At 68.2% G+C, this 21,971-nt stretch carries 13 protein-coding genes; 4 read left to right on the top strand and 9 right to left on the bottom strand.

All coding sequences use genetic code 11. The features are described from left to right. Nucleotides 1-83: 83 nt before the first annotated feature. The 3 genes from A3ES_RS0132415 to A3ES_RS0132400 all read left to right on the top strand — a co-directional run bounded on the left by A3ES_RS0132415 (nucleotide 84) and on the right by A3ES_RS0132400 (nucleotide 2,291). A complete protein-coding gene (locus A3ES_RS0132415) occupies nucleotides 84-458 on the top strand; it encodes a hypothetical protein (protein WP_020391010.1) in 375 nt (124 codons plus the stop codon). Nucleotides 459-844: 386 nt separating this feature from the next. Further along, nucleotides 845-1,216 carry a hypothetical protein gene (locus A3ES_RS0132405; protein ID WP_020391008.1) on the top strand — a complete coding sequence of 124 codons (372 nt, stop codon included), beginning with the start codon at nucleotides 845-847 and terminating at the stop codon, nucleotides 1,214-1,216. A gap of 175 nt (nucleotides 1,217-1,391) precedes the next feature. Continuing rightward, entirely contained in the window at nucleotides 1,392-2,291 is a 900-nt protein-coding gene (locus A3ES_RS0132400; RefSeq protein ID WP_020391007.1) for an RNA polymerase sigma-70 factor, read from the top strand. Nucleotides 2,292-2,418: 127 nt separating this feature from the next. On the opposite strand, the gene cpt is transcribed toward A3ES_RS0132400, so the two are convergent. Further along, nucleotides 2,419-2,952: a chloramphenicol phosphotransferase CPT gene (gene cpt / locus A3ES_RS0132395; protein WP_020391006.1), complete on the bottom strand. Its 534-nt coding sequence runs from the start codon at nucleotides 2,950-2,952 to the stop codon at nucleotides 2,419-2,421. 152 nt (nucleotides 2,953-3,104) lie between these two features. Between cpt and A3ES_RS0132390 the strand changes: the two genes are divergently transcribed. After that, a complete protein-coding gene (locus A3ES_RS0132390) occupies nucleotides 3,105-3,623 on the top strand; it encodes a GNAT family N-acetyltransferase (RefSeq protein ID WP_020391005.1) in 519 nt (172 codons plus the stop codon). A 45-nt stretch (nucleotides 3,624-3,668) separates the two neighbouring features. Here the strand turns inward: A3ES_RS0132390 and A3ES_RS0132385 are convergent, their stop codons facing one another. From A3ES_RS0132385 to A3ES_RS49195, 8 genes are all read right to left on the bottom strand, one after another. Beyond that, entirely contained in the window at nucleotides 3,669-9,479 is a 5,811-nt protein-coding gene (locus A3ES_RS0132385) for an Ig-like domain-containing protein (protein ID WP_157630870.1), read from the bottom strand. A gap of 101 nt (nucleotides 9,480-9,580) precedes the next feature. Beyond that, complete coding sequence (locus A3ES_RS55685; RefSeq protein WP_026163407.1) at nucleotides 9,581-12,031, bottom strand: hypothetical protein; 2,451 nt, start codon at nucleotides 12,029-12,031, stop codon at nucleotides 9,581-9,583. Then, entirely contained in the window at nucleotides 12,028-13,119 is a 1,092-nt protein-coding gene (locus A3ES_RS0132375) for a glycosyltransferase family 2 protein (protein WP_020391003.1), read from the bottom strand. The genes A3ES_RS55685 and A3ES_RS0132375 overlap by 4 nt, the downstream gene beginning before the upstream one ends. 515 nt (nucleotides 13,120-13,634) lie before the next feature. Beyond that, complete coding sequence (locus A3ES_RS0132370; RefSeq protein ID WP_040456104.1) at nucleotides 13,635-15,179, bottom strand: gamma-glutamyltransferase; 1,545 nt, start codon at nucleotides 15,177-15,179, stop codon at nucleotides 13,635-13,637. Between the two features lie 420 nt (nucleotides 15,180-15,599). Beyond that, a complete protein-coding gene (gene pheT, locus A3ES_RS0132365; RefSeq protein ID WP_020391001.1) occupies nucleotides 15,600-18,134 on the bottom strand; it encodes a phenylalanine--tRNA ligase subunit beta in 2,535 nt (844 codons plus the stop codon). Then, nucleotides 18,134-19,243 carry a phenylalanine--tRNA ligase subunit alpha gene (gene pheS, locus A3ES_RS0132360; RefSeq protein WP_020391000.1) on the bottom strand — a complete coding sequence of 370 codons (1,110 nt, stop codon included), beginning with the start codon at nucleotides 19,241-19,243 and terminating at the stop codon, nucleotides 18,134-18,136. Before pheS ends, pheT begins: the two co-directional genes overlap by 1 nt. Before the next feature lie 151 nt (nucleotides 19,244-19,394). Then, a complete protein-coding gene (locus A3ES_RS0132355) occupies nucleotides 19,395-20,351 on the bottom strand; it encodes a hypothetical protein (protein ID WP_157630869.1) in 957 nt (318 codons plus the stop codon). 57 nt (nucleotides 20,352-20,408) lie between these two features. Continuing rightward, entirely contained in the window at nucleotides 20,409-21,929 is a 1,521-nt protein-coding gene (locus tag A3ES_RS49195) for an MFS transporter (RefSeq protein WP_237745123.1), read from the bottom strand. Nucleotides 21,930-21,971: the final 42 nt, after the last annotated feature.

The following is a 21,971-nucleotide window of genomic DNA, read 5'->3' as shown; positions in this document are numbered from 1 at the left end:
AGATGCCGCATGAATATCCAACCCTGGGGAACCGAGTAGATCCACTCAAGCGCAGACTCGGCCGGATAGCCAGGATCAACCGTATGAACAACTACCGACCGCCAGCGGTGCAGACCGGCACGGACACCGAGGATCGCCGGGCGTCGAACAGCTACCTGGTGTTCCTCGGCTGGATCGGCATCGAGCTGACACCCTTTGCGATCGTCCTTCTGTCGGCTTGCGGCGCGACTTTGGCACCCTGGCACGACCGCTGCTGGCGTGACATGTCCCTGCTGTACGGCATGGCCAGCATCCCTGCCCTGATAGGTCAGCTGATCGTCGGCTGGCTGCTGACCATGGCCTACAACCGACGCCGGATGACCTCCTTTGCCACCGGCAGCGCCGCCTTCGTCACCAGCCTCGCGATCGTCGCAGCCCTCTACGTTGGCTACTTGGCGATGCTCCCAGGGGTCGACTGAGCGGCGTCACGTCACAAAGCAGCGGTCTCCGCGTGTCCGGAGGGTGACACGAAGGAGGCTGATGATGGCGCGGATCGAGTGGGGCATCGGCGGACGCGGTTCGTCCGGTTGGTGGAGTGGTTCAGCAGGCGCCAGTACGGGCAGGTGCCGGACCCGGGCAAGGCCGCGTTGCATAGTCGGCGGGTGCTGACCTCGACGATGCCGCTAGTGGTGTGTCGCGGCGATGACGGCGACACCGCCCGAGGTGACCGACGAGCAGGTGAGCGACTCAAGCGCGACGGTCAAACTCATGTGAAGGAGCATGTCAGATGCCGCATGAATATCCAACCCCGAACATCAGTAGATCCACTCAGGCGCCGACCTCGCCGAAGGTCCAGGATCAGCGTATGGACAACGAACGGCCGGCGAGCGTGCAGGGCCTCAAGGATGCCGAAGACCGGCGGGCGTCAAACAGCGGCCTGGTGTTTCTCGGCTGGATCGGCCTGGAACTGGCCGCCTACGCAGTGTTGGTGCTGACCGCTTCCGACGAGGCTCCGCGAAACTGCAGCGGCCTGTGCTTCAGCGACCGGGGCACGCTGGTACTGCTCGGCATGATGTTCGGCCTCTTTGTGCTGGTGGGTCAGCTGATCGTCGGCCTGCTGCTCACCAAGGCCTACAACCGCCGGCGGATGACCTCGTTCGCCACCGGCAGCGCCGCCTACTTCACCACCTTCATCCTGGCCTCCCTGGTCCTCACCCTTCTGGCAGTGGCGCGCTGATGAGCGGGGGCGCATCAGCGGCCTGCTCGCCTTCCTGGTCGCCAGCGCGATCACCGCTCCGATCGTCTACCTGTGGCTCCAGCGCTGACCGCTGTGAGCGGCCTCACGTCACAATTTGCCTGGTTCTGCGTGTCCGGAGGGATGACACACAGGAGGATGGCGGGATGAGGTCGGTATGACGTCCGAGGACGAGTTGGCAGCCGAGTTCGCCGAGCATCGCTCAGTACTGGTCGGCGCGGCGTACCGGGTGGTGGGGAGTGTTGTCGACGCGGAGGACGTCGTACAGGAGACGTGGTTGCGGTGGTCGGCCGCTGATCGCGAGGAAGTCCGCGATGTCCGGGCGTACCTGATCCGGATCAGCACCCGGCTCGCGCTCAACCGGCTGCGGCAGCAGAAGGCCCGGCGCGAGCAGTACGTCGGGCCGTGGCTGCCCGAGCCGATCCTGTCCACCCGGGACGAGGACGATCCGGCCGCCGTGGCCGAGGTCGCCGACTCGGTGTCGATGGCGATGCTGGTCGTCCTGGAGACGCTGTCACCGCTGGAGCGGGCGGCATTCGTACTGCGGGAGGTGTTCGACCTGCCGTTCGCGGAGATCGCCACCACCCTCGGGCGGTCGGAGGCCGCCGTCCGGCAGCTGGCGCATCGCGCTCGCGAGCACGTGCACGCCCGGCAGCCGAGGCACCGGGTCGACAAGGCGCGGCACACCGAGGTGACCACCCAGTTCCTCACGGCCGCGTGGTCGGGTGACCTTGCCCAGATGGTCTCGCTGCTCGCACCCGACGTCGAGCTGGTCAGTGACGGCGGCGGCAAGAAGAAGGCTGCCCTGCGGCCGTTGTTCGGCGCGGACAAGATCTCTCGCTGGTTGATCAGCCTGCTCGCCCCAGACCGGGAGGCGTACAACTTCGAGGTCAGACTGGCCGAACTCAACGGCGAACGCGCCTTCGTCTTCTACGACGGCGACGAGGTCGACAGCGCCGGCTTCATGGAACTCGACGAAGCCGGCCAGATCAGCCAGATCTACATCGTCCGCAACCCGGACAAACTCAGCACGCTCCCCCGCCTCAGCGAGCTCTGACTGCTGGAGGGGCGGGCCGGACCGCCACCACTCACAAACCTCAGCTGATCGCACCCGGCCGAGCGTGCGCAGGCATGCGCCGGGATGGAAACGGCAGGTTTGTGAGTGGTGGCGGTCCGGGCCGGCACTAGCTGACGTGGGCTGCGATGACCCGGGCGCAGTCGATGGACTCGGTGGTGCCGGTGTCGACCTCAAGGTCGTAGACGACGCCTTCGTGCACCGCCGTCGCCTGCAGCGCGGCCATGCCGCCGACCCGATCGCCGCGGGCGATCTCCCGGCCGGCCGCGATCTCCGGCGCGCAGCGCACACCGACCCAGAGCACCTCGAGCCCGGCCAGCTGCGTGCGCGTCCGCTCTTGCGAGGCGGCGCCACCAAGGAAGACGTCGTCGAAGACGATCCGCGCCCCGGCCCGCGCCATCGCGGCGACACCGGCCATCCAGGCGACCTCAATCTTGCGAAACCCTTCCCCGACCTCGACCTCACCACCCGAGCCGAACGCGATCCCGGATCCAGATTCCAGCAGGCCCGGCGGCAGCGCGTCGACGAGATCGTCTACCCCGAGACTGATCCACGGTTGCGGCAGAACCGCCTTCAGACAGCGAGCGATCCCGGTCTTGCCGGAACTCGAACCGCCGTTGAGCACGATCATCTGAGTGGACACCGCGCCGATTCTGCCAGCAGGTCCGCCGGCAGCTCATCGGCTTTTCTCACGTCACGCGACGGAGGAACGGCCGGATCAGCCCGACCACCTCGTCCAGGTGACTAACGACCGTAGACTGCTACCTGCAAATCAGTCGCATCTGGGAGGTCGCCGTGGAGTACGTCGTCATGGAGCCGGACGCGGTCTCGGATCCCGCGCTGCGGGCCGATCTGCTGGACACCTGGATCGCCGCCACGGACGCGGGCGGCAGCGTCGGGTTCACCGTGCCCGCTCCGGTGCACCTGGTGGCCGAGACCCTCGATCTCGCCCTCGAGCGAGTTGCCGCCGGCAAGGATCTGCTCGGCGTACTGCACAACGGCGAGCGGTACGTCGGCATGGGTCTACTGGTTGATCGGGATAGCGCGCTGAACCTCCACTGGCGCACGGTGCTGCGCGTGATGGTGCATCCGAAGTACCAGGGTGGCGGCGCCGGCCGGTTGCTGATGGACGGGCTGCGGCAGTCCGCGGTGAAGCTCGGGCTGGAGCAGTTGCAGCTCACCGTCCGCGACGGGAGCAGCCTGGAGGACTTCTACGGCAAGCTCGGCTACCGGGTCGTCGGCCGCCATCCCCGCGCAGTACGGGTTGCCGACGACGACTACCGCGACGAACTGATGCTGGTCAGCGATCTGTAGAGCCGGGTCCCGCTCCTCGGCGAGACCCGGCGCCACGGTTCCCCACTATCGGCGGCCCCGGCCCATCAGCGTGAGACCCAGCGCGACCAGCAGCCCGGCCAGGGTGAGAAGCAGGATCGACGGGCCGCCGGTGTCCGGCAGTTCGGTCTTGTCCACCTTGGCCTGCGCGGCCGGCTGAGCCCCGATGGTCACCTTCACCCGCGAGTCCACTGTCACGCCATTCGTGTCAGCGACCCGGTACGACGCCTTCGCCGTACCGATGAAGCCCCGCTCCGGAACGAGCCTGATCGACCCGTCGGTACCGACCGTCCAGACACCGACGGCCGGTACGACCACCCGCTTCCCACAGGTGGCCGGCCCGGTCACCAGGCAGACACTGCCCGGATCCCAGACCGCGCCCTGGGTCGCGGCGTCGTTCAGAAGGGGGTTGACGACCACCGGGTTGCCAGGGGTGCCGGTACCGGTGTCCGGGATGGCCTTCGCCCCGCTGGGAGCACCGACGGTGATCTCCAGGCGAGCCGTGTCCGACGTCCCGTTCGCATCGGTCACCCGATAGGTGAGCGATCTGGTGGTACCGGCGAAGCCCTTCACCGGGGTGTATCCGACGGTGCCGTCCGGCCGGGCCACGAAGCTGCCTTCGGCCGGGATCGTCACCGTGCTCTTGTCGGTCCCGTCCGCCGGGTCGCGAAGCACGACCGACGCCGGGACCAGAGGCGCCGACGGATCGCCGGCCTTGTCGTTGCCGAGCACCGGCACGGTCACAGCTTCCCCGTACTGCGTACTCGCACTGTCATCCGTCGCCACCGGCCGAACCGGCAGCACCGTCACCGATACGGTCGAGCGGGCCGCGTTCCGGTTACTGTCCTTCACCTCGTACTGCGCCGGCCGGGTGCTGCCCACGAAGGTCGCCACCGGGGTGAAGATGATCTTGCCTTCAGCAACCACATAGTTGCCCTGTCCCGCGATGGTCACCCGAGCGACCAGGTCGCCGGCCGCATTCACCAGCAGCAGCGTGGCCGGATCGAACTTCGCCCCGGCGCCCGGTTTGTCGTTGACCAACGGGTCGAAGGTGACCGCGACGTGCTGCTTGGTCTTGGCCACATCCGGCAGCGCCACCGGCTTCGCACCGACGGTCACCACCAGCGTCGCAGTACCGGCGCTGCCGTTGGCGTCGCTGACCTGGTAGGTCACCGGCGTCGCCGCACCAGTCCAGCCACCCCAAGGCAGCAGCCGGATCCCGCCGTCGGGCTGGACGGTGTAGGTGCCCTGACCTTCGACCCGCAGACTGGTCACCGGGTCGCCGGTCGCGAAGTCGATCAGCCGGACGCTCGTCGGGACAAGCGGCGCGCTGGCGTCGCCAGGCCGGTCGTTCGCCAGTACCGGCACGGTGATCGGAGTGTCGAAGGCGGTCGAGGCCGTGTCGTTCACAGCGTCCGGGATGATGGCATCGACCGTCACGGTGACCGTCGAAGTCGCCTTGTTCCTGGCCGTGTCCGTCACCCGGTAGGTGATCGAGCTCGGCCCGCTGAAGGTCTGCACCGGGTCGAAGGTGACCTTGCCCGTCACCGCGTCGACCTTGTACGTCCCCTGGCCAGTGATCGTCGCGGTCTTCGCCCAGGCCTTGCCGTCGTACACCTCGACCGAGGTCTTCTCCAGCTCGGCGTCGGTGCCGGGCTGGTCGTTGACGAGCGGATCGACCAGCGCGTTCACGTTCTGCTTCGTCGTCGTGCTGTCAGGTTTGGCCTGCGGCCCCTTGCCGACCGTGAGGAAGAGCAGACCGTCGGCCGGAGTCCCGTTGGTGTCACTCACCCGGTACGTCGCCGGCGTGGTCATGCCCTGGTAGTTCTTCACGGGCACGAAGGTGATCGACCCGTCCGGCTTCGCGGTGTAGGTGCCCTCACCAGCTTGCGTGACGGTCTTCCGGTACTTCGTCGTGTCGGCCGGGTCCTGCAGCAGCAGACTCGCCGCGACGAGCGGTGCACTCGGATCGCCGGGCTTGTCGTTGGTCAGCACGTTCAGCGTGATCGGCCGGTTGAACGGTGTGATCGCCGAGTCGTCGACGGTGAAGGGCTGGACCGCCGTGACCTCGATGCGGAGCGTCGACGAGGCGGTGTTTCCCTGCGAGTCGGTCACCTTGTACTGGAGTTGCCGACCCTTGCCGTGGAACGCCGGGACCGGGTCAAACTGGATCGCACCGCTCTGCTGCACGGTGTAGGTGCCTTGCCCTGGGATAGTCACCTTCTTACCGAAGGCAGCCGCAGCCGGTACGTCGGGTGCGCTGATGACCACCGACGACGGGTCGAGCTTCGCGTCCGTGCCCGGACTGTCGTTCGACAGCACGTTCACGGTGACCGTGACGTTCTGCAGCGTCGAGGCGTTGTCGGGCTGCGCGACCGGCGGCAGTCCGACGGTGATCCAGACCGTGGCCGTCGCCGTCGTTCCGTTGTCGTCGGCAACTTGGTAGGTCAGCGCAGTACCCGGCCCGGTGAAGCCCGGCACCGGCACGAACCCGACGACGCCCGCCTTCGCGGTGTAGACACCTTCGTCCTTGATCGTCACGGCGGTCTTGAGCAGCCCGTCGGCCGGGTCCTTAAGCAGCAGGCTGCCGATGACGAGCGGCGCGCTCAGGTCACCGGGCTTGTCGTTGGCGAGCACCTTGACCGTCGCGGTCGCGCCGTACGGCGAGGTGGCGGTGTCGTCCTCCGCGGTGGGAACGATCGGCGTCACGGTGAGCGTGATGGTCGAGCTGGCCGCCTGGTCGAACCAGTCGGAGACGCGATACGCCAGCGTGGTCGCGGTCCCGGTGAAGGCCGGCAGCGGATCGAAGCTGATCGTTCCGTCGGGGTTCACGTGGTAGGTCCCCTGGCCGGCGATCGTGACGACCTTCTTCAGCGAACCGTCGGCCGGGTCGATGAGCACCACGCTGACCGGATCGAGACCGGTGCCCGTCCCGGCTTGGTCGTTGACCAGCGGATCGAGGGTGACCGGATCGTCCTGCTTGGTGGTCGCGGCGTCCGGCTTCGCGGTCGGCGGCGACGGCTTGGCGACGGTAATCGTCAGCGTCGCCGATGCGATGGTGCCGTTCACGTCCGAGACGGTGTAGGTCAACGGCGTCAGGACCCCGGTGTACGTCGGCAGCGGGTCGACCTCCACCTTGCCGTCGGCCACTATCTTGAAGGTCCCCTCGCCGTCGACGACGACCGTCGACTTCGGCAGGTGAGTCATCGGGTCGATCAGCTTGAGGCTGCTCGGCACCAACGGCACGGCCGGGTCACCAGCGCTGTCGTTCGCCAGCACGTTCACGGTCACGTTCTTGTCGTACGCCGTACTGGCGGTGTCGTTCACCGCGTCCGGCTGCACCATGGCGACCTCGACGGCCAGCGTCGACCGGCCGATCGCACCGTTGCCGTCGGCCACTTGATAGCCGATCGGCGTCGCCTTGCCGCTGAAGGCCGGGTCCGATTCGAACAGCACCCGGCCGTCGGGCTTCACCGTGTACTTGCCCTGCCCTGCGACGACCAGGCTCTTGACCGGATCCGCCTCGGCGGTCGGCGGGATCAGACGGACGCTGCCGGGCACGATCGCCGAGCCCGTCGGCCCGGGCTTGTCGTTGTCGAGCACTGTGATGAAGACCGATCCGCCTTGCTGCAGCGTCGTCCGGTCAGGGTTGGCGACCGGCGGGCCGGGCGCATCCACCGACACCGTCAACTGCGCCCGGGCAGGCGTGCCGTTCTTGTCGAGCACCTGATAGGTCAGCGGCGTAGTGACTCCCTGGAATCCCTGCACCGGCTCGAAGTTCACCTTGCCATCAGCAACCACATAGTTGCCTTGTCGCGGCACGGTCACCCGGTCGACGAGCTTGCCGCTGACTGGATCGACCAGCTTGAGAGTGAGCGGGTTCAGCGGCGCCTCGGGCGTGCCCGGCAGGTCGTTGTCGAGGACCGGGATCACGACATTGGTGTCGAACGGCGTGGTGATCGAGTCCCCCGCCGCCTTCGGAGTCACCGGTGTGACAGTGACGGCGAGAGTCGACTCGGCGACTTGACGCGTGCTGTCGGTGACCCGGTATCCCAGTGAGGTGGCGACCCCGGTGAACTGCGGCAGCGGCATGAAGTCGACCGCGCCGTTGGGCTTCACCGCGTAGGTGCCCTCGGCCGGGACGACCACCTTCTTCTTGAAGGCCGCGTCCGCCGGATCCCGCAGTACGACGGAAGCGGGGACGAGGGTGACACCTGGCGCTGCGCGGTCGTTGGCGAGTGGGGTCACGGCGATGCTGACGTTCTGCTGGGTGGTCGCGGTGTCGGCGACCGCGTGTGGCTTCGCGGGCAGTGCGACCGTGATGGTCAGCATCGCGGTCGCAGTCGTCCCGTTCGTGTCGGCGATCCGGTAGGTGACCGGCTTGGCCTTGCCGACGAACCCGGGCACCGGCTCGAAGTCGATCTTGCCGTCCTGTTTCGCGACGTACTTGCCCTCGGCCACGACGTTGACCATCACGACACACTTGTCAGCGGCAACCAGACAGAGCGTGGTGGGCTTCAGCGGGCTGGCCGGGTCGCCTGGCCTGTCGTTGCCGAGGACATCGGTCGTCAGGCCGGCGTTGTACTGCGTGGTCGCGGTGTCGTCCAGCGCGATCGGCGGAGGCGGCGGCGCGATCACGATCGGGTAGTCCTCGACCTCGCCGCTGTCAGCCGCACTCTGCGGCGTCTCCACCTGCGCCGTCGAGTAGCCGACCCGCACCCGCGCGTACGTCGTACCGGCGGTCAGTTTTGGTAGTGCTGACCAGGTCAGGCTTGCGGCGCTTTGGCCGGAGGCGAAGGTCGCGCACGCGCGCTCCGTTGGCTGGAACTTGCCGCTCTTGTCCAGGTCGATCCAGCCGCAGACGCGACCGGACCTGCTTGCTCCGCTGAGAGCGACTGTGGCCGAGTAGCTCTTGGCAATGGTCGCGAGCGGCTTGAAGGTGACGCCGTCGTCGGCTTGGTCCTTCATTGGACCGGAGGTGCCGTTGGCAACGGTCGTGTTGTCCTCGGTCGCGTCGTCGCCCAGCCGGAGATCGCCGAGCACCGACCAGGCAGCGCCGTACGTCGCGGGCGCGTCGCCGAAATCCTCACCCACGGAGGCGAGCACTGAGAACGCGTCGCCAGAGGTGGGGGCGTTGAAGGCCGGGACGGTCCGGTTCTTGGTGAAGACGGCGGTGAGGTCGAAGGTGATGGACTTCGCGACGCCGTTGACCTTGACCGAACCGCAGGCCGCGGTCGCCGCTGAGTCCGGACCTTCGCCGGTGTCGGTGTTGATGCAGTGCGGCCCGGCGTCCGGGTTGAGCGCGGTGATCGTGTCACTGCTGATGGCCAGGTTGTTGCCTTGGCCCATCTTCGTCAGGCTGAGGCCGGCCGTGGTGAGCTTGAGGACCGAGTGCAGCTCGGACTGCGCGCTGGTCCGGCCGTTGACCGTCTCGGTGGCGGCGCCGCCGAGGCCCGCCAAGTGCAGGATCGGATTGCGAACTGGCTGCGAGAACGTGATGGTCAACGTGCCGCGACCTCCGCAGGTGCCGATCGCCGCGCACGTACCGGTGTTGACGAGCAGGTCCTGAGCCGGCGTGGTGCGCGCGATCGCCGGTTCGTAGGTCTTGGCGGTGCTGCCCCGGACGCCGGCGGTGGTTGCGTCGAGCAACTCGGTCTGCCCGGTGACCGTGATCGTCTGGACCAGCCCGGAACCGGGCATCGTCGCCGTCGCGGTGCTGCCCTGGGTGAAGGGGGCTTCAGGCACCTGATAGGCCGAGGCCAGACCGGCGGCCATCGTGGTGATCCCTAAAGCGGTGAGAACGGCGAGAAGCCGATGGCCGGACCTCGTCCCCGTCATCAAACGCCCTCCCGAGCACTCACGTTTCCGCATGCGTCGGCCTCGGGGCGAGCGGGCCAGCGTAGAGGTAACGCTCTACGCCAGCCCGATGTTACGCGGGATCACCCGGTGAGTTCGTAGATCCGGACCCGCTGCCAGCTGTGTCGCAGGACGGCGAGCTTGCCGAGCTCCGGCGAGACGGGTCCGCCGAACAGATCGGCGTACACCCAGCGGACGTGGTACCGGTCGCGCAGCAGCCGTAGTACTTCGGGTGTCGGGTCGTAGATCGCCTGATTCGTCAGCTCTACACGATCGGGCCAGGGCGACGGCTGCTGGTTGTAGCGCAGGCCGTCGACGCCGTGGTTCACCATCGCTTGCGAGGTGTAGCCCCAGCCTTCGAGGAAGGTACGGCGGCCGGCGATGCCGCTGACGATGTAGCCGCGGGCGTCGCATCCCGGGCCTTGTTTGCCTGCGGGCCGACACCAGGTGTTGCTGACGACGATGTCTGTCGGCTTGGAGTTCTTGGCGAGCCAGAGCGCGGCTGCTTCTTCGTCGGGGTAGACCCACCAGGTCGCGGACGTGAAGGTCTGCGCCTGCTTGCCGCCGTTGAGATGCAGGTTCTGCTCAAAGGTCCTTGCCGACGGCACCACTAGCAGGGTCAGTAGAATGAGCAGACCGCCGAGACCGGCGAGGCGAGGCAGTCGCTTCAGCAGCAGCGACCAGACGAGCACGAGCCCGGCGCTTACCGCGACCACAACGATCAGCGGGCGGGCGACCATCACGATGCGCCGCAAGTGCGAGCCACTCGGAACCGCATCGGTGGTCAGCAAAATGAACGCGAACACCACGCCGAGCACGAGGGCAGCGGCGCCGACACCGATCAAAACCCCACGCCTACCCTCAACCGCCACGCCCTCCCCGGCTTCCCCCGCCACGCCTTCCCCGGCCTTCCCCGCCACGCCCTCCCCGGCTTCCCCCGCCACGCCTTGGCCGGCCTTCCCCACCATGCCTTCCCCGGCTTTCGCCACTACGCGCTCCCCGGCTTTCCCCGCCGCGCGCTCCCCGCTCTCCCCCGCCGCGTACGTTCTGGTGATTGTTGCGGCGAGCCAGCCGGCGGCGGCCAGGCTGAAGGGGACCACGCTGTGGACGAAGTACGCCTCGCTCACCGACGGATGGTCGACGACGAGGAAGCCCGCCCACCCCGCGATCAGCGCACCAAGCAGGAACCAGCCGACCGGATCGCGCCTTAGTTCACGCCTTCCGAGTAACCCGTAGCCGACGACCGCCAGCAACTGACCGGTCAACAGCAAGACAATGACCACAAGAACGCCACCGATGGACAACAGATGGCCCGACGTCAACGCGGGCAGGATCAACCCGCCTTCGCCGGCAAGTGTCTTGTCGCGCGTCGCCGCCGCATAGCCACCTTGCGTCTTGACCACCGCAAGCAACTGCAGCCCAGACCCGCTCGTACTCCCCGCGACCGTGACCATCGTGCCGACCGCAGCAGCCACCAGCAGCGAGCCCGCCGCAACGAACCGCAGCGGCAACCGCCGGTCACGAATCAGCAGGAAGAGCGCCGGCAACCCGACCGCTCCGACCAGGATCGGCAAGGTCGTCGGTTTCGACCCGCCGCCCACGACCGCGACCGTGAACGCGAGTAACCACAAACCCTTACTGGTATCCCTTTTGAATAAGAGCTGAATTAAGAACACGGCAGCCGTAGTGCCGGCGACCATCCCGAAGGTCTGCGACGGACTGAGCAAACTCAACGGTGGCGACAGATTCACCGCAGTGTCGATGAACAGGAACAACTGCGGCCCAGCCAACGCCGCAGCAGCCAGTACCCCGGTCCACCACGCGCGGCTGACTGTCCTGGCCAGAGTGGCGCACACGAGCAGCGCAACCAGCAACTGCGGCAGCAGCCACAGCCGGTAGAGCACGATGATCGGTGAGAGCTTGGTGATGTCCACTGCCGCCGCCATGTCGGCATTCGCGAACCAGTGGTACTCCAGCGACTCCCCCGATACCTGCGGCAGCTCCGGCGGCACCGAGCGAGTCAGCTCGTTCAGCATCGACAGGTGATACAGCAGGTCTTGGTAGTACGACGTACCGTCCGGTGGCGGTGGGTGGTACTTCATCGCACCGACCACCGCCCCACCGAGCAGGACTGCTGAGGCGATCACCATCCCCCACGTCCACAGCAACGGCAGCGGCTTGGGCTCCTGGATCCGCCAGTGCTTCCGGAGCCGTGGCATCGCGGCGAAGGCGACGATCACCAGCGCCGGCCAGATCACCAGCACCCGCTGCCAGCCGAGCCCGGTGAAGATTGCCCAACCGCCCAGCTGGTACGTCGCCCCGACGGCCGCCCCGAGCCCGAAGTCCTCAGCCCAGTTGCCCGTACTACGCCAGAGGGCGCGCAGGATCAGGATGCCGGGCAGCGCCACCGCCAGGGCGAAGTACAGGGTGTACTTCGCGATCGGGACGACGGGGACGTCGAGAGAGATCAGCGCGAGGACCGTAACGGCGTACGGCAACAGCCACGGCAGCAGCCGCGGCAGGGAACGCGTCATCGAGTAGGTGCCTCACCAAGCGTCTGGTGCCCGGCGGCGTCAAGCGTCCGGTGTCCGGCGGCGTCAAGCGTCCGGTGTCCGGCGGCGTCAAGCGTCCGGTGTCCGGCGGCGTCAAGCGCCCGGTGTCCGGCGTCGTCGAGCGTCTGGTGCCCGGCGTCGTCGAGGCTGTCGTAACCGACGAGGAACTGTGGGCGGCGCTGGCTCGACTGGAACAAGCGCGCGACGTACTCACCCAGCAGCCCCAGACAGAGCAGCTGAATCGCACCGATCACGCTGACGGCCAGCACCGTCGACGTCCAGCCGGGAACGCTGTTGCCGGACAGCTTGATCACCAGCGCGCCGACCGCGAACAGACCGGACAGCATGCCACCGAGCAGCCCGAACCAAGTGGCCAGCCTGAGCGGCGCGGCCGAGAACGCGGTCACGCTGTCAAAGGCCAGCCGGAACATCTTCGACCAGTTGTACTTCGTCACGCCCGCCGCTCGCTCGGCACGCACGTACGCGACCTCGGCGCTGGGGAAGCCGAGCCACGGGATCACCAGTCGGAAGACGCGGCCGTCCTCGGGTAGCGCGTTCACCGCGTCGACGACTCGGCGCGAGACCAAGCGGAAGTCGGCCGCGTCGAACGGGATGTCCTTGCCGACCAGGCGGCACATGAGCCGGTAGTACATGCGGGCGGTCGTTCGCTTCGGCCAGGAGTCGCTCGAGCGGTCGGAGCGCACGCCGTACACGACGTCGACCTCCTGCTCGCGGGCCGTCGCGAGCAGCTCGGCGATCACCTCGGGCGGGTCCTGGAGATCCGCGTCGATGGTGACGAGGTACCTGCCTCTGGCCCGACGGAAACCGGCTGACTGCGCAGCTTGATGGCCGGAGTTGCGGAGCAGGCGCACGACGCGGAGCTCGGGCCAGTCGACGGCAGCCTTGAGCAGCATCGGGGCGGTCGCGTCGCGGCTGCCGTCGTCGACCACGAGCACCTCGTAGCTGATGCCGAGGCCGTCCAGCAGGGGACGCATCCGCTCGAAGAAGATCGGCAGCACCTCTTCCTCGTCGTACATCGGCACGACGACGGAGAGTTCGGGATCCGGCATGTCCGGTGGTCCTCCACGACTGATCTGGCCGGGACGCCGCCGAGCGGTTCGGGTCGCCGGGGCGAAAGGAGCAGGAGCTGAAAGTAGCAGGCCACCCCCGGACCGCCACCACTCACCAACCACCCAACCCCCTCGCTGCCCCCGCCTGAACCTCTGCCTACTCACCATCCAAACCCAGGTTTGTGAGTGCTGGCGGTCCGCGTGCCCGCCGTCCAGAGCGAGGTTGGCGCATGCCAGAACCCGCTGCCCGGAACGAGGTCCGTGCATGCCAGCGCTCCGCGTGCCGGCCGCCAAGTCAATGTGTGGTGGCGATCCGCTGCCCCGCCCCACGACGTCCGAGTTGTGGGCCCGCGTCAACGCGACAGTCGAGCCGTAGTGGGCCGAGGACCTCGCCCGGAGCGAGGTTCGTGCGTGCCGGCGCCCCGCCGCCAAGCCTCGGAGCGAGCTTGGTGCGTGCTGGTGCTTCGCGTGACTGCGCCCCGGAGCCGGGCTGGCGGGTGGCGGTGGGCCGCGTGTCAGGTTTGGGGGGAGACGGCGATGGCGCCGGTGCGGCGTGGGTCGCCGACGGCTAGTAGGCCGTGGGATGGGTCCCAGAAGGCGGCTGCGACGCCGCCGAAGTACATCGAATGCGGGGGCATCGGACGCGTCGGCAGATTGGTGGCGAAGCCCGACACGGGGAGGTCGTCCTCGTAGTCGACGACCGTCTTCTCGCGGACCCGGACGTGCAGGCGCGGGTGCTCCACCGCCTCTTCGAGCGACAGACCGCCATGCGTGTAGAGCGCGTACACCTGCGCGATCGCGGTCGGAATCCGATCGGACCCCGGCGAGCTGATCGCCAGCACCGCTCCGTCGCTGTCCCGGCGCGCGACGCTCGGCGCCATGTTCGACGTGAGTCGGGTGCCGGGCGCGAGGCTGTGCGGACCGCCGTGCAGGAGTTCCTGCTCACCGAGTGCGTTGTTGAGCCAGATGCCGGTGCCCGGAGTCATCACGCCGGAGCCATAGCCGGACGAAACGGTGATCGCGCAAGCATCACCTTCATCGTCAACCACGGAGACCGTCGCAGTACTGGGTGAGCTGAGCGCCCGCAGATCTCCAGCGGACGCGAGTTCGAGCAACTTCTGCCCTTCGAGCTGGCGCACATCTTCCTCATCCAGCTCAGCCAGGCGACGACCGAGCACAGCGTGCTGTACTTCGATCAGTCGCTCCAGCTCGGCCGGATTCCAGGCGCCTTGCCCCGGTACGCCGTCGAGCAACGCAAGCATCGCGGCGACCGCGACTCCGCCGACGGCCGGCGGCGGATTGGTCGCCAGGCGCCACCCGTTCTGCCGGACGATCAACGCGGGCCGGACGATCGCCTCGTACGCCGCCAGATCCGCCGCGGTCAGGATGCCCTCGTTGTCGGCCATGTCGCGGACGAGCAACTCCGCCAGTTCGCCGGTGTAGAGCGTCTCGGCTCCTTCGGCGGCGATCAGCTCGAGCGCCTCGGCGAGCTCAGGGATGAGCACGGTGGTACCGGCCTTGATCACCACGCCGTCGTCGTCATGCACGACACCATGGCTCGGCTGATGCCAACCGAAGATGATCTCGTGCGTGTAGCCGAGGTAGTACCCCGACGTACGACTGAGCGGGAATCCCTGCCTGGCAACCTCGATCGCCGGCCGGACCACCTCACTCCACGGCGCCTTACCGGATCGCTGATGCGCCAGGTCGAGCGCCTTCATCCCACCCGGCGTGGCGACCGAACCATGCCCGACGGTGGTGGTCGTCCCACCGCCGTAGTCCGTCGTGACATCCCAAACGCCCTGCCCGAACTTGTGCTCCGGCACCCCGCGCCCAGGCATCTCCACCCAGCCGTCGATGGTGACGGCTTCACCACCCTTGACCTGCAACGTGACAAACCCACCCGACGCCGGCGAGACGATACCGATCTCGTTCACCATCGTCACGAGCGTCGCGGCGATAGCCGCATCGACGGCGTTGCCACCCTCCGCCGCCAACCGCACCCCAGCGTCAGCCGCCGCCCGATTAGGCGCAGCCACCGCCACCCGAGGCCGCCGCATCACCACCACCACCCCACACCAACGACCGATGCACCGCTCACCGTCATCTCCACCCCTCACATCCTGCCGCACCGTTCCGCCCGCGCGCCGTACAGACCGCCCCCGATCCGAACCGGAACTCCACGCCACCCGGTCGGCACGCACCGCACCGTTCCACCCACACCCAGCCCCACCGGGAGGGGGCGCGGAGCTCCAGGCCATCAATCGCTCAAGCCATGCCCCGCACCCACGCTCAGAGCGACCGACGCGACCCACCCAACGCCCCCATTGATGGCCTGGATCTCCGGGACCCACCGTCAGGACGGGCGTGGGCGTCGGGACGGGCGTGGGCGTCGGGGACGCACCGCCAGGCCGGGCGTGGACGTCCGGGGATCCGCCGTCAGGTCGTCCGCCGGGCGGCGTGAGTGGTGAGGGCGCAGGTCAGCCGACGCGCTGGACTGCGTTGAAGCGGGCGACGGTGACCTGGACTGCTGCCTGGCGGGCGGCGCTGACCTCGGTTTCGGTGAGGGTGCGGTCGGCCGCGCGGAAGCGGAGCGCGAAGGCCAGGGACTTCTTGCCTTCGCCGATCTGCTCGCCGGTGTAGAGGTCGAACAGCCGGATCGACTCCAGCAGCTCGCCCGCGCCTTCGACCAGCGCCGCCTCGACATCCGCCGCCGCGACCTCGGCGCCGACGATCAGCGCGACGTCTTCCTTCGCGATCGGGTACGACGAGAACGGTTGCGCCGAGACCGACGACGGACCGGCCGCCATCAACGCGTCCAGATCGAGCTCGACAGCACTCGACCGGGTCGGCAACCCGTACGCCTGACACACCTTCGGGTGCAATTCACCGGCGTGACCGATGACCTTGCCACCGACCGACAACTCAGCACACCGACCCGGATGCCACGGCGCCAACTCGACGTTACGCAGTACCGGCTCGACGCCGACCACAGCGGCAACAGACCGAGCCACCTGTACTGCGTCCGCCCAGCCCGCGGGCTGTCCCTTGCCCCACCAGCCGGTCGGAGTCCGCGAACCCGTCAGCACGACTCCGAGATGGAGCGGCTGCTCCGGGAGTGCGTCGTACAGGGCCTGGATCTCGTCATCGCTCGGGCGCTGCGCGACGGACGGCAGCGGCGCGGGCTTCGAGTCAGCGCGGGGCAGGAAGACCAGGCTGGTCTGGAAGATCGCCAGATCGGTGGCGCCGCGACCGACGTTGCGCTCGGCCGTCCGGAGCAGGGTCGGCAGCAGCGTCGTCTGCATCGACGGCTCTTCATCCGACAGCGGGTTGGCCAGCTTCACCGTCGTCCGGCGTGCGTCGTCCGCGGGCACACCCATCGCGTCGAAGTCGGCATCCCCCACGAACGGGTAGGACACGACCTCAGTCAGCCCCGCACCAACCAGCGCGGTGGCAATCCGGCGACGACGCTTCTGAGCAACCGTCAGGCCCTGCCCGCCCGGCGCCTTCGGCAACACGGACGGCACGTTGTCGAACCCGAACAACCGAATAACCTCTTCGGCAAAATCGTTGGGGTCACGAAGATCGGGTCGCCACGACGGCGGCGTGACGCTGATCAGGTCGGCGGCAGTCGCCGTGCTGGCTCCGACGGCGAACGGTGCCGCGACAGCCGCATCGTTGCCTTGGGCAACTTCACAGCCGACCGCCTGCAGGTGCCTGATCGACTCGTCGACCGGGATTGGCGCTCCCGCGACTCGGGCCGCGTGGTCGGCGCGGAAGCTGACCGGCTCGGGCCGCAGATGCGTGTCGACGACCGTCTCGGCCGGCTCGATGGTGCCACCGGCCAGTTCGGCCAGCAGGTCGGCGACGCGCTGGGCGGCGTACCGCGGCAGCTCGGGGTCGACCTCGCGCTCGAAGCGGCGAGACGCCTCGGACGACAACTTGTGCCGGCGCGACGACCGGGCGATGACGATCGGGTGGAAGTGCGCCGCCTCGATCACCACGTCAGTGGTCGATTCGGAGATCTCGGTGGACGCTCCACCCATCACGCCGGCCACGCCGATCGGGCCGGAGTCGTCGGTGATCAGCAGGTCCTCGGCGTCCAGTTCACGCGTCTGGTCGTCCAGCGTCATCAGCTTCTCGCCCGCCACCGCGCGGCGGACGACGATCTCGCCACTCAGCCGCGCCTTGTCGTAGCCGTGGATCGGCTGACCGAGCTCGAGCATCACGTAGTTCGTCACGTCGACACCGATCGAGATCGGCCGCATCCCCGACATCACCAGCCGCTGCTGCAACCAGCGCGGCGACGGCGCCTTGGGGTCGATCCCGGTGACGGTTCGGGTCACGAAAACGCTGCACGCCTCGGCATCGTCGACGCGCACCGGATATCCACCGGATCCATCCCCGGTCAGCGTCAGCGCAGCCGGGTCCTTCAGCTCCACCCCGTACGCCGTTGCCGCCTCGCGCGCGACCCCGCGAATCGACAGGCAGTAACCCCGATCCGGCGTCACCGCGATGTCCAGTACGTCGTCACGCAGCCCGAGCAGCTCGATCGCGTCGGTACCGACCTCGGCCTCACCCGGCTGCAGTACGACGATGCCGTGCGTCCCGTCGTCGCCGAGGCCCAGCTCGGAGCTCGAGCAGATCATCCCGCTCGACACGTGCCCATAGGTCTTGCGCGCGGAGATCGCGAACCCGCCGGGCAGCACCGCACCGGGCAGCACGACGACGACCAGGTCGCCGACCTCGAAGTTGCTCGCTCCGCAGACGACCCACTGCGGCTCGTCGTTGCCGACGTCGAGCGAGCACCAGCGGATGGTCTTGCCGTTCTTCTGCGGCTCCGGCTCGTAGCTGAGCACCTTGCCGACCACGAGCGGCCCGGTCAGCCCGTCGCCCGCCTCGTCGACGGTCTCCACCTCGAGCCCGGCGCGGACCAGCTTCTCGCCGACCTCGCGGCCGGTCACGCCGGCCGGCAGCTCGACGTACTCACGAAGCCATGACAGTGGGACCCGCATCAGATCTCCATCCCGAACTGGCGGCTGAACCGCACATCACCCTCGACCATGTCCCGCATGTCCTCGACGCCGTTGCGGAACATCAGCGTCCGCTCCAGCCCCATCCCGAACGCGAACCCGGAGTACCGGTCGGTGTCGATCCCGCACGCCTGCAGCACCCGCGGGTTGACGACGCCGCAGCCGCCCCACTCGATCCAGCCCTCGCTGCCACACGTCCGGCACGGGCGGTCGGGGTTGCCGACCGAGGCGCCGCGGCAGACGAAGCACTTGAGGTCGACCTCGGCCGACGGCTCGGTGAATGGGAAGAAGTTGGGCCTGAGGCGCGCTTCGAGGCCTTCACCGAACATCGACACGACGAAGTGGTCGAGGGTGCCCTTGAGGTGCGCGAGCGTGATTCCCTCGTCCACGACCAGGCCCTCGACCTGGTAGAAGACCGGCGTGTGCGTCGCGTCCAGCTCGTCGGTACGGAACACCCGGCCCGGGCAGATCACGTAGATCGGCGGCTTGCGGGTCAGCATCGATCGCGCCTGCACGGGCGACGTGTGCGTCCGCAGTACGGTGCCTGAACCGGCCGGGTCGACGAAGAACGTGTCCTGCATCTGCCGCGCCGGGTGGTCGGGCTGGAAGTTCAGCGCGTCGAAGTTCAGCCACTCGGCCTCGACCTCAGGGCCCTCGGCGACGTCCCAGCCGAGCGCGGCGAAGACGTCCGCGACCTGCTCCGAGATCAGCGACAGCGGGTGCCGCGCGCCCAGCTCGGGGGTGTGCCACGGCAGCGTCACATCGACACGCTCGGTGGCGAGCATCCGCTCCTCGTGCTCGGCCTCCAGTACTGCGAGCCGCCCCGCGTAGGCGTCGTTGAGCGCCTTTCGGGCCGACCCGATCCGCTGGCCGGCCTCCTTGCGCCCCTGCGGCGGCAGCGCGCCGATCTCCCGGTTCGCCAGCGCGATCGGCGAGCGCTCACCGAGGTGAGCCACCTTGGCCTCCTGCAACGCCGCCAGGTCGGCCGCCTTCGCGAAGGCGTCGAGAGCCTCATCACGCGTCCGTTCGACCTCGTCGGCATGCAGAGGAGTGACCTCGACGGGGTCGTAATTCTTGTTGGGACCGGACATGGCTCTCTTCCCGGGGTCGCTGGTTACCGATTTGCTCAAAGCAGTCTAGGAACCCACGGGCCCGGAGCGTGAATCGGTTGTCCACAGGCCTCCCCCACGAGCCTCCGCCGGCAGCCGCGAACCGTGTGCTTGGCGGCGCGACGGCGGCCGGTCAGGCGAGGCGGCGTAGGCGGATGAGGCCGGTGGTTACGCAGAGCAGGCCGATGAGCAGGGCCGCGAAACCGTAGGGAAACGAGATGTCGAGGTCGCCATACATCGTCGGGATGGTCGGGTCGACAGGCTTCTCGGGCTCCGCCAGCGCGGCGCCCAGCACCAGGTAGATGGAGGCCAGCACCGCCGTCAAGGCGCCCGCCGCAGCGCCGGTGACCGTCGGACCGGTGTCCTCCCGGACCACTCCTCGGCGCAACTGGATCGCGAAGAGCACCGCGGCGACGATCGGGCCGACGATGACGACCAGCCACCCCAGCCACTCCAGCCATTCGAACATGGCCGACCCCCGGCCGGCACCACTGTTGACCGTGGCGAACACCAGGAGCGACATCACCGTGCACAACGTCACGGTGGCGACAGTCAGGACCGCCTTCACCGCTGTGCGATCCGGCCTGATCCAGCCGACAGCGAAGGACAGCGAAGCCAACGGGATCAACACCAGCGCGGACCACAGCAGCAGATTGACGGCCGACTGGTCCGGGTGTGCGTATCCAGGCTGGATGCGGGCCAGTTCCTGCTTGGTCAGCCCAGAGCGGCCAGCCCAGCTCTGCAGCATGACCGGGTCCAGGTCGTCGATCCGCGCCAGGTTTGCGGTGCTGGCGATCTGCCGTACGGCGTCGTGGTCGCCGGAGCCCCGCATCAGATGGGCAACCGCGCAATGCCTGCCGGCGGCGTCGACGAAGTACGGCGTACGCCGGAGGTCGGTGTCGTTGCGTGGGTACTGCCGGCTCTTGCGGTACTCACGCAGTACGGCGAGATTGTCGCGCCGAGCCCGCAATGCCGCCGTACCTGCATCGGACGGTGTGCGGTGCCGAATCCAGTGCTCCGCCGACCACAGGTGGATCCGGGTCGGCAGATCGATCATCCACTCTCGCGTACGACTGGGCGGTGTCGTCATCGGCCCATCGTGACAGCGCACCGGTCCACCGGCCCCGCCTCTCCACGGGGAGATCTTCTACGCCGACACGCCTTGCTCGCTCTCGTCGGCGTCGGCCGGTTGGGATTCAGCGGCCTTGCGTGGCAGGACCAAGAGCGCGACCACCGCGCCGGCAGCGGCACCGATCAGGCCGACTGTCATCGCGATCGACATCGCATCCGTGAAGGCAGAGCGCGCGGCTGGGAAGAAGTCAGACCCAAGAGCAAGCGTGCTAGCGATCGAATCCCGCGCCGCCTCCGGAACCGAGTCCGGCAGCGACGACGAGTACGCCGCCGCCAACACGCTGCCCAGTACTGCGACCGACAGAGCCGCGCCAGCCTGCTGCACCGTGTCGTTCATCGCCGACCCAACCCCACGATGCTCCGCCGGTACCGCCTGCATGAGCAGCGTGTACGCCGCTGGCCCGGCCAACCCGCCGCCAACCCCCATCACCAGCAACCCAACGATCAGCAGCCCGTACCCCGACGACTCGGAGACCTGCGACAGGATGCCGAAGCTCCCGGCGATGACCGCCAGCCCGATCACGATCAGCGTGCGATCCGCCAACTTCTTGCCCAGCGTTGCCCCAAGACCGTTGAAGACCGTCGCGGCAACGGCGTACGGGATCAGCGCGAGGCCGGCCTTCAGCGGGCTGTAGCCCAGCACAAACTGCAAGTACTGCGTAAGCGCGAGCAGCAATCCGCCGGCCGTGAAGGACAGCAGCACGATCGAGAAGCTCGTACCGCTGAAGTTGCGGTCGCGGAACAGCTCGAGCGGCACCATCGGATGCGCGCTCCGCTTCTCCCACAGCGCGAACCCGACCAGCCCCAGTACGCCGACCGCCAGCCCGCCGAGCACCTTCGCCGAGCCGAGCCCGTCGGCCGGGATCGAGATGATCGCCCAGACCACCGCGCCCATGCCGATGATCGAGAGCACCGCGCCGGCCGGGTCGACCGGGCGGGCCGGACCGCGCGACTCGGGGATCAGCGCGAGCGTGCCGACGATCGCCAGGATCGCGATCGGCACATTGAGCCAGAAGATCGAACCCCACCAGAAGTGGTTGAGCAGCACGCCGCCGATCGTCGGACCGGCCACGACTCCGACCATCGCCACCATCGACCAGCCGGCCATCGCCTTGCGCTGCTCCTCGGGCGGGAAAACGGTGAACAGCAGCGAGAGCGTGCTCGGCATCAGCAGCGATCCGCCGACACCCATCAGGGCGCGGCAGACGATCAGCTGCCATGGAGTCTCGGCCAACGTGGCGAGCAGCGAGGCCGCGCCGAAGAGCACCAGCCCGAGCAGCAGCATCTTCCGCCGGCCGAACCGGTCGGACAGGCTGCCGGCCGTCAGCAACAGGCCCTCGAACACCAGGATGTAGGCGTCGATCACCCACTGGATGTCCGCCGGCGTCGCGCCCAGGTCGCGCATCAGCGACGGGATCGCCAGGTTGAGCACGGTGTTGTCGACGACGAGCACCATCAGGCTCAGGCACAGGATCAGGAGAATCCACCAGCGTCGCGGATGGCCGGTCGCGGGGGACTCGAACGGTGTACTAGTCACTCGCACACTGTACGACAAACTCGTACAGTGTGCGAGTCGAGC

Source organism: Kribbella catacumbae DSM 19601, from assembly GCF_000372465.1.
GTDB lineage: Bacteria > Actinomycetota > Actinomycetes > Propionibacteriales > Kribbellaceae > Kribbella > Kribbella catacumbae.
The sequence above is the reverse complement of the archived record's forward strand: the minus strand, read 5'-3'. Positions and strand labels throughout refer to the sequence as shown.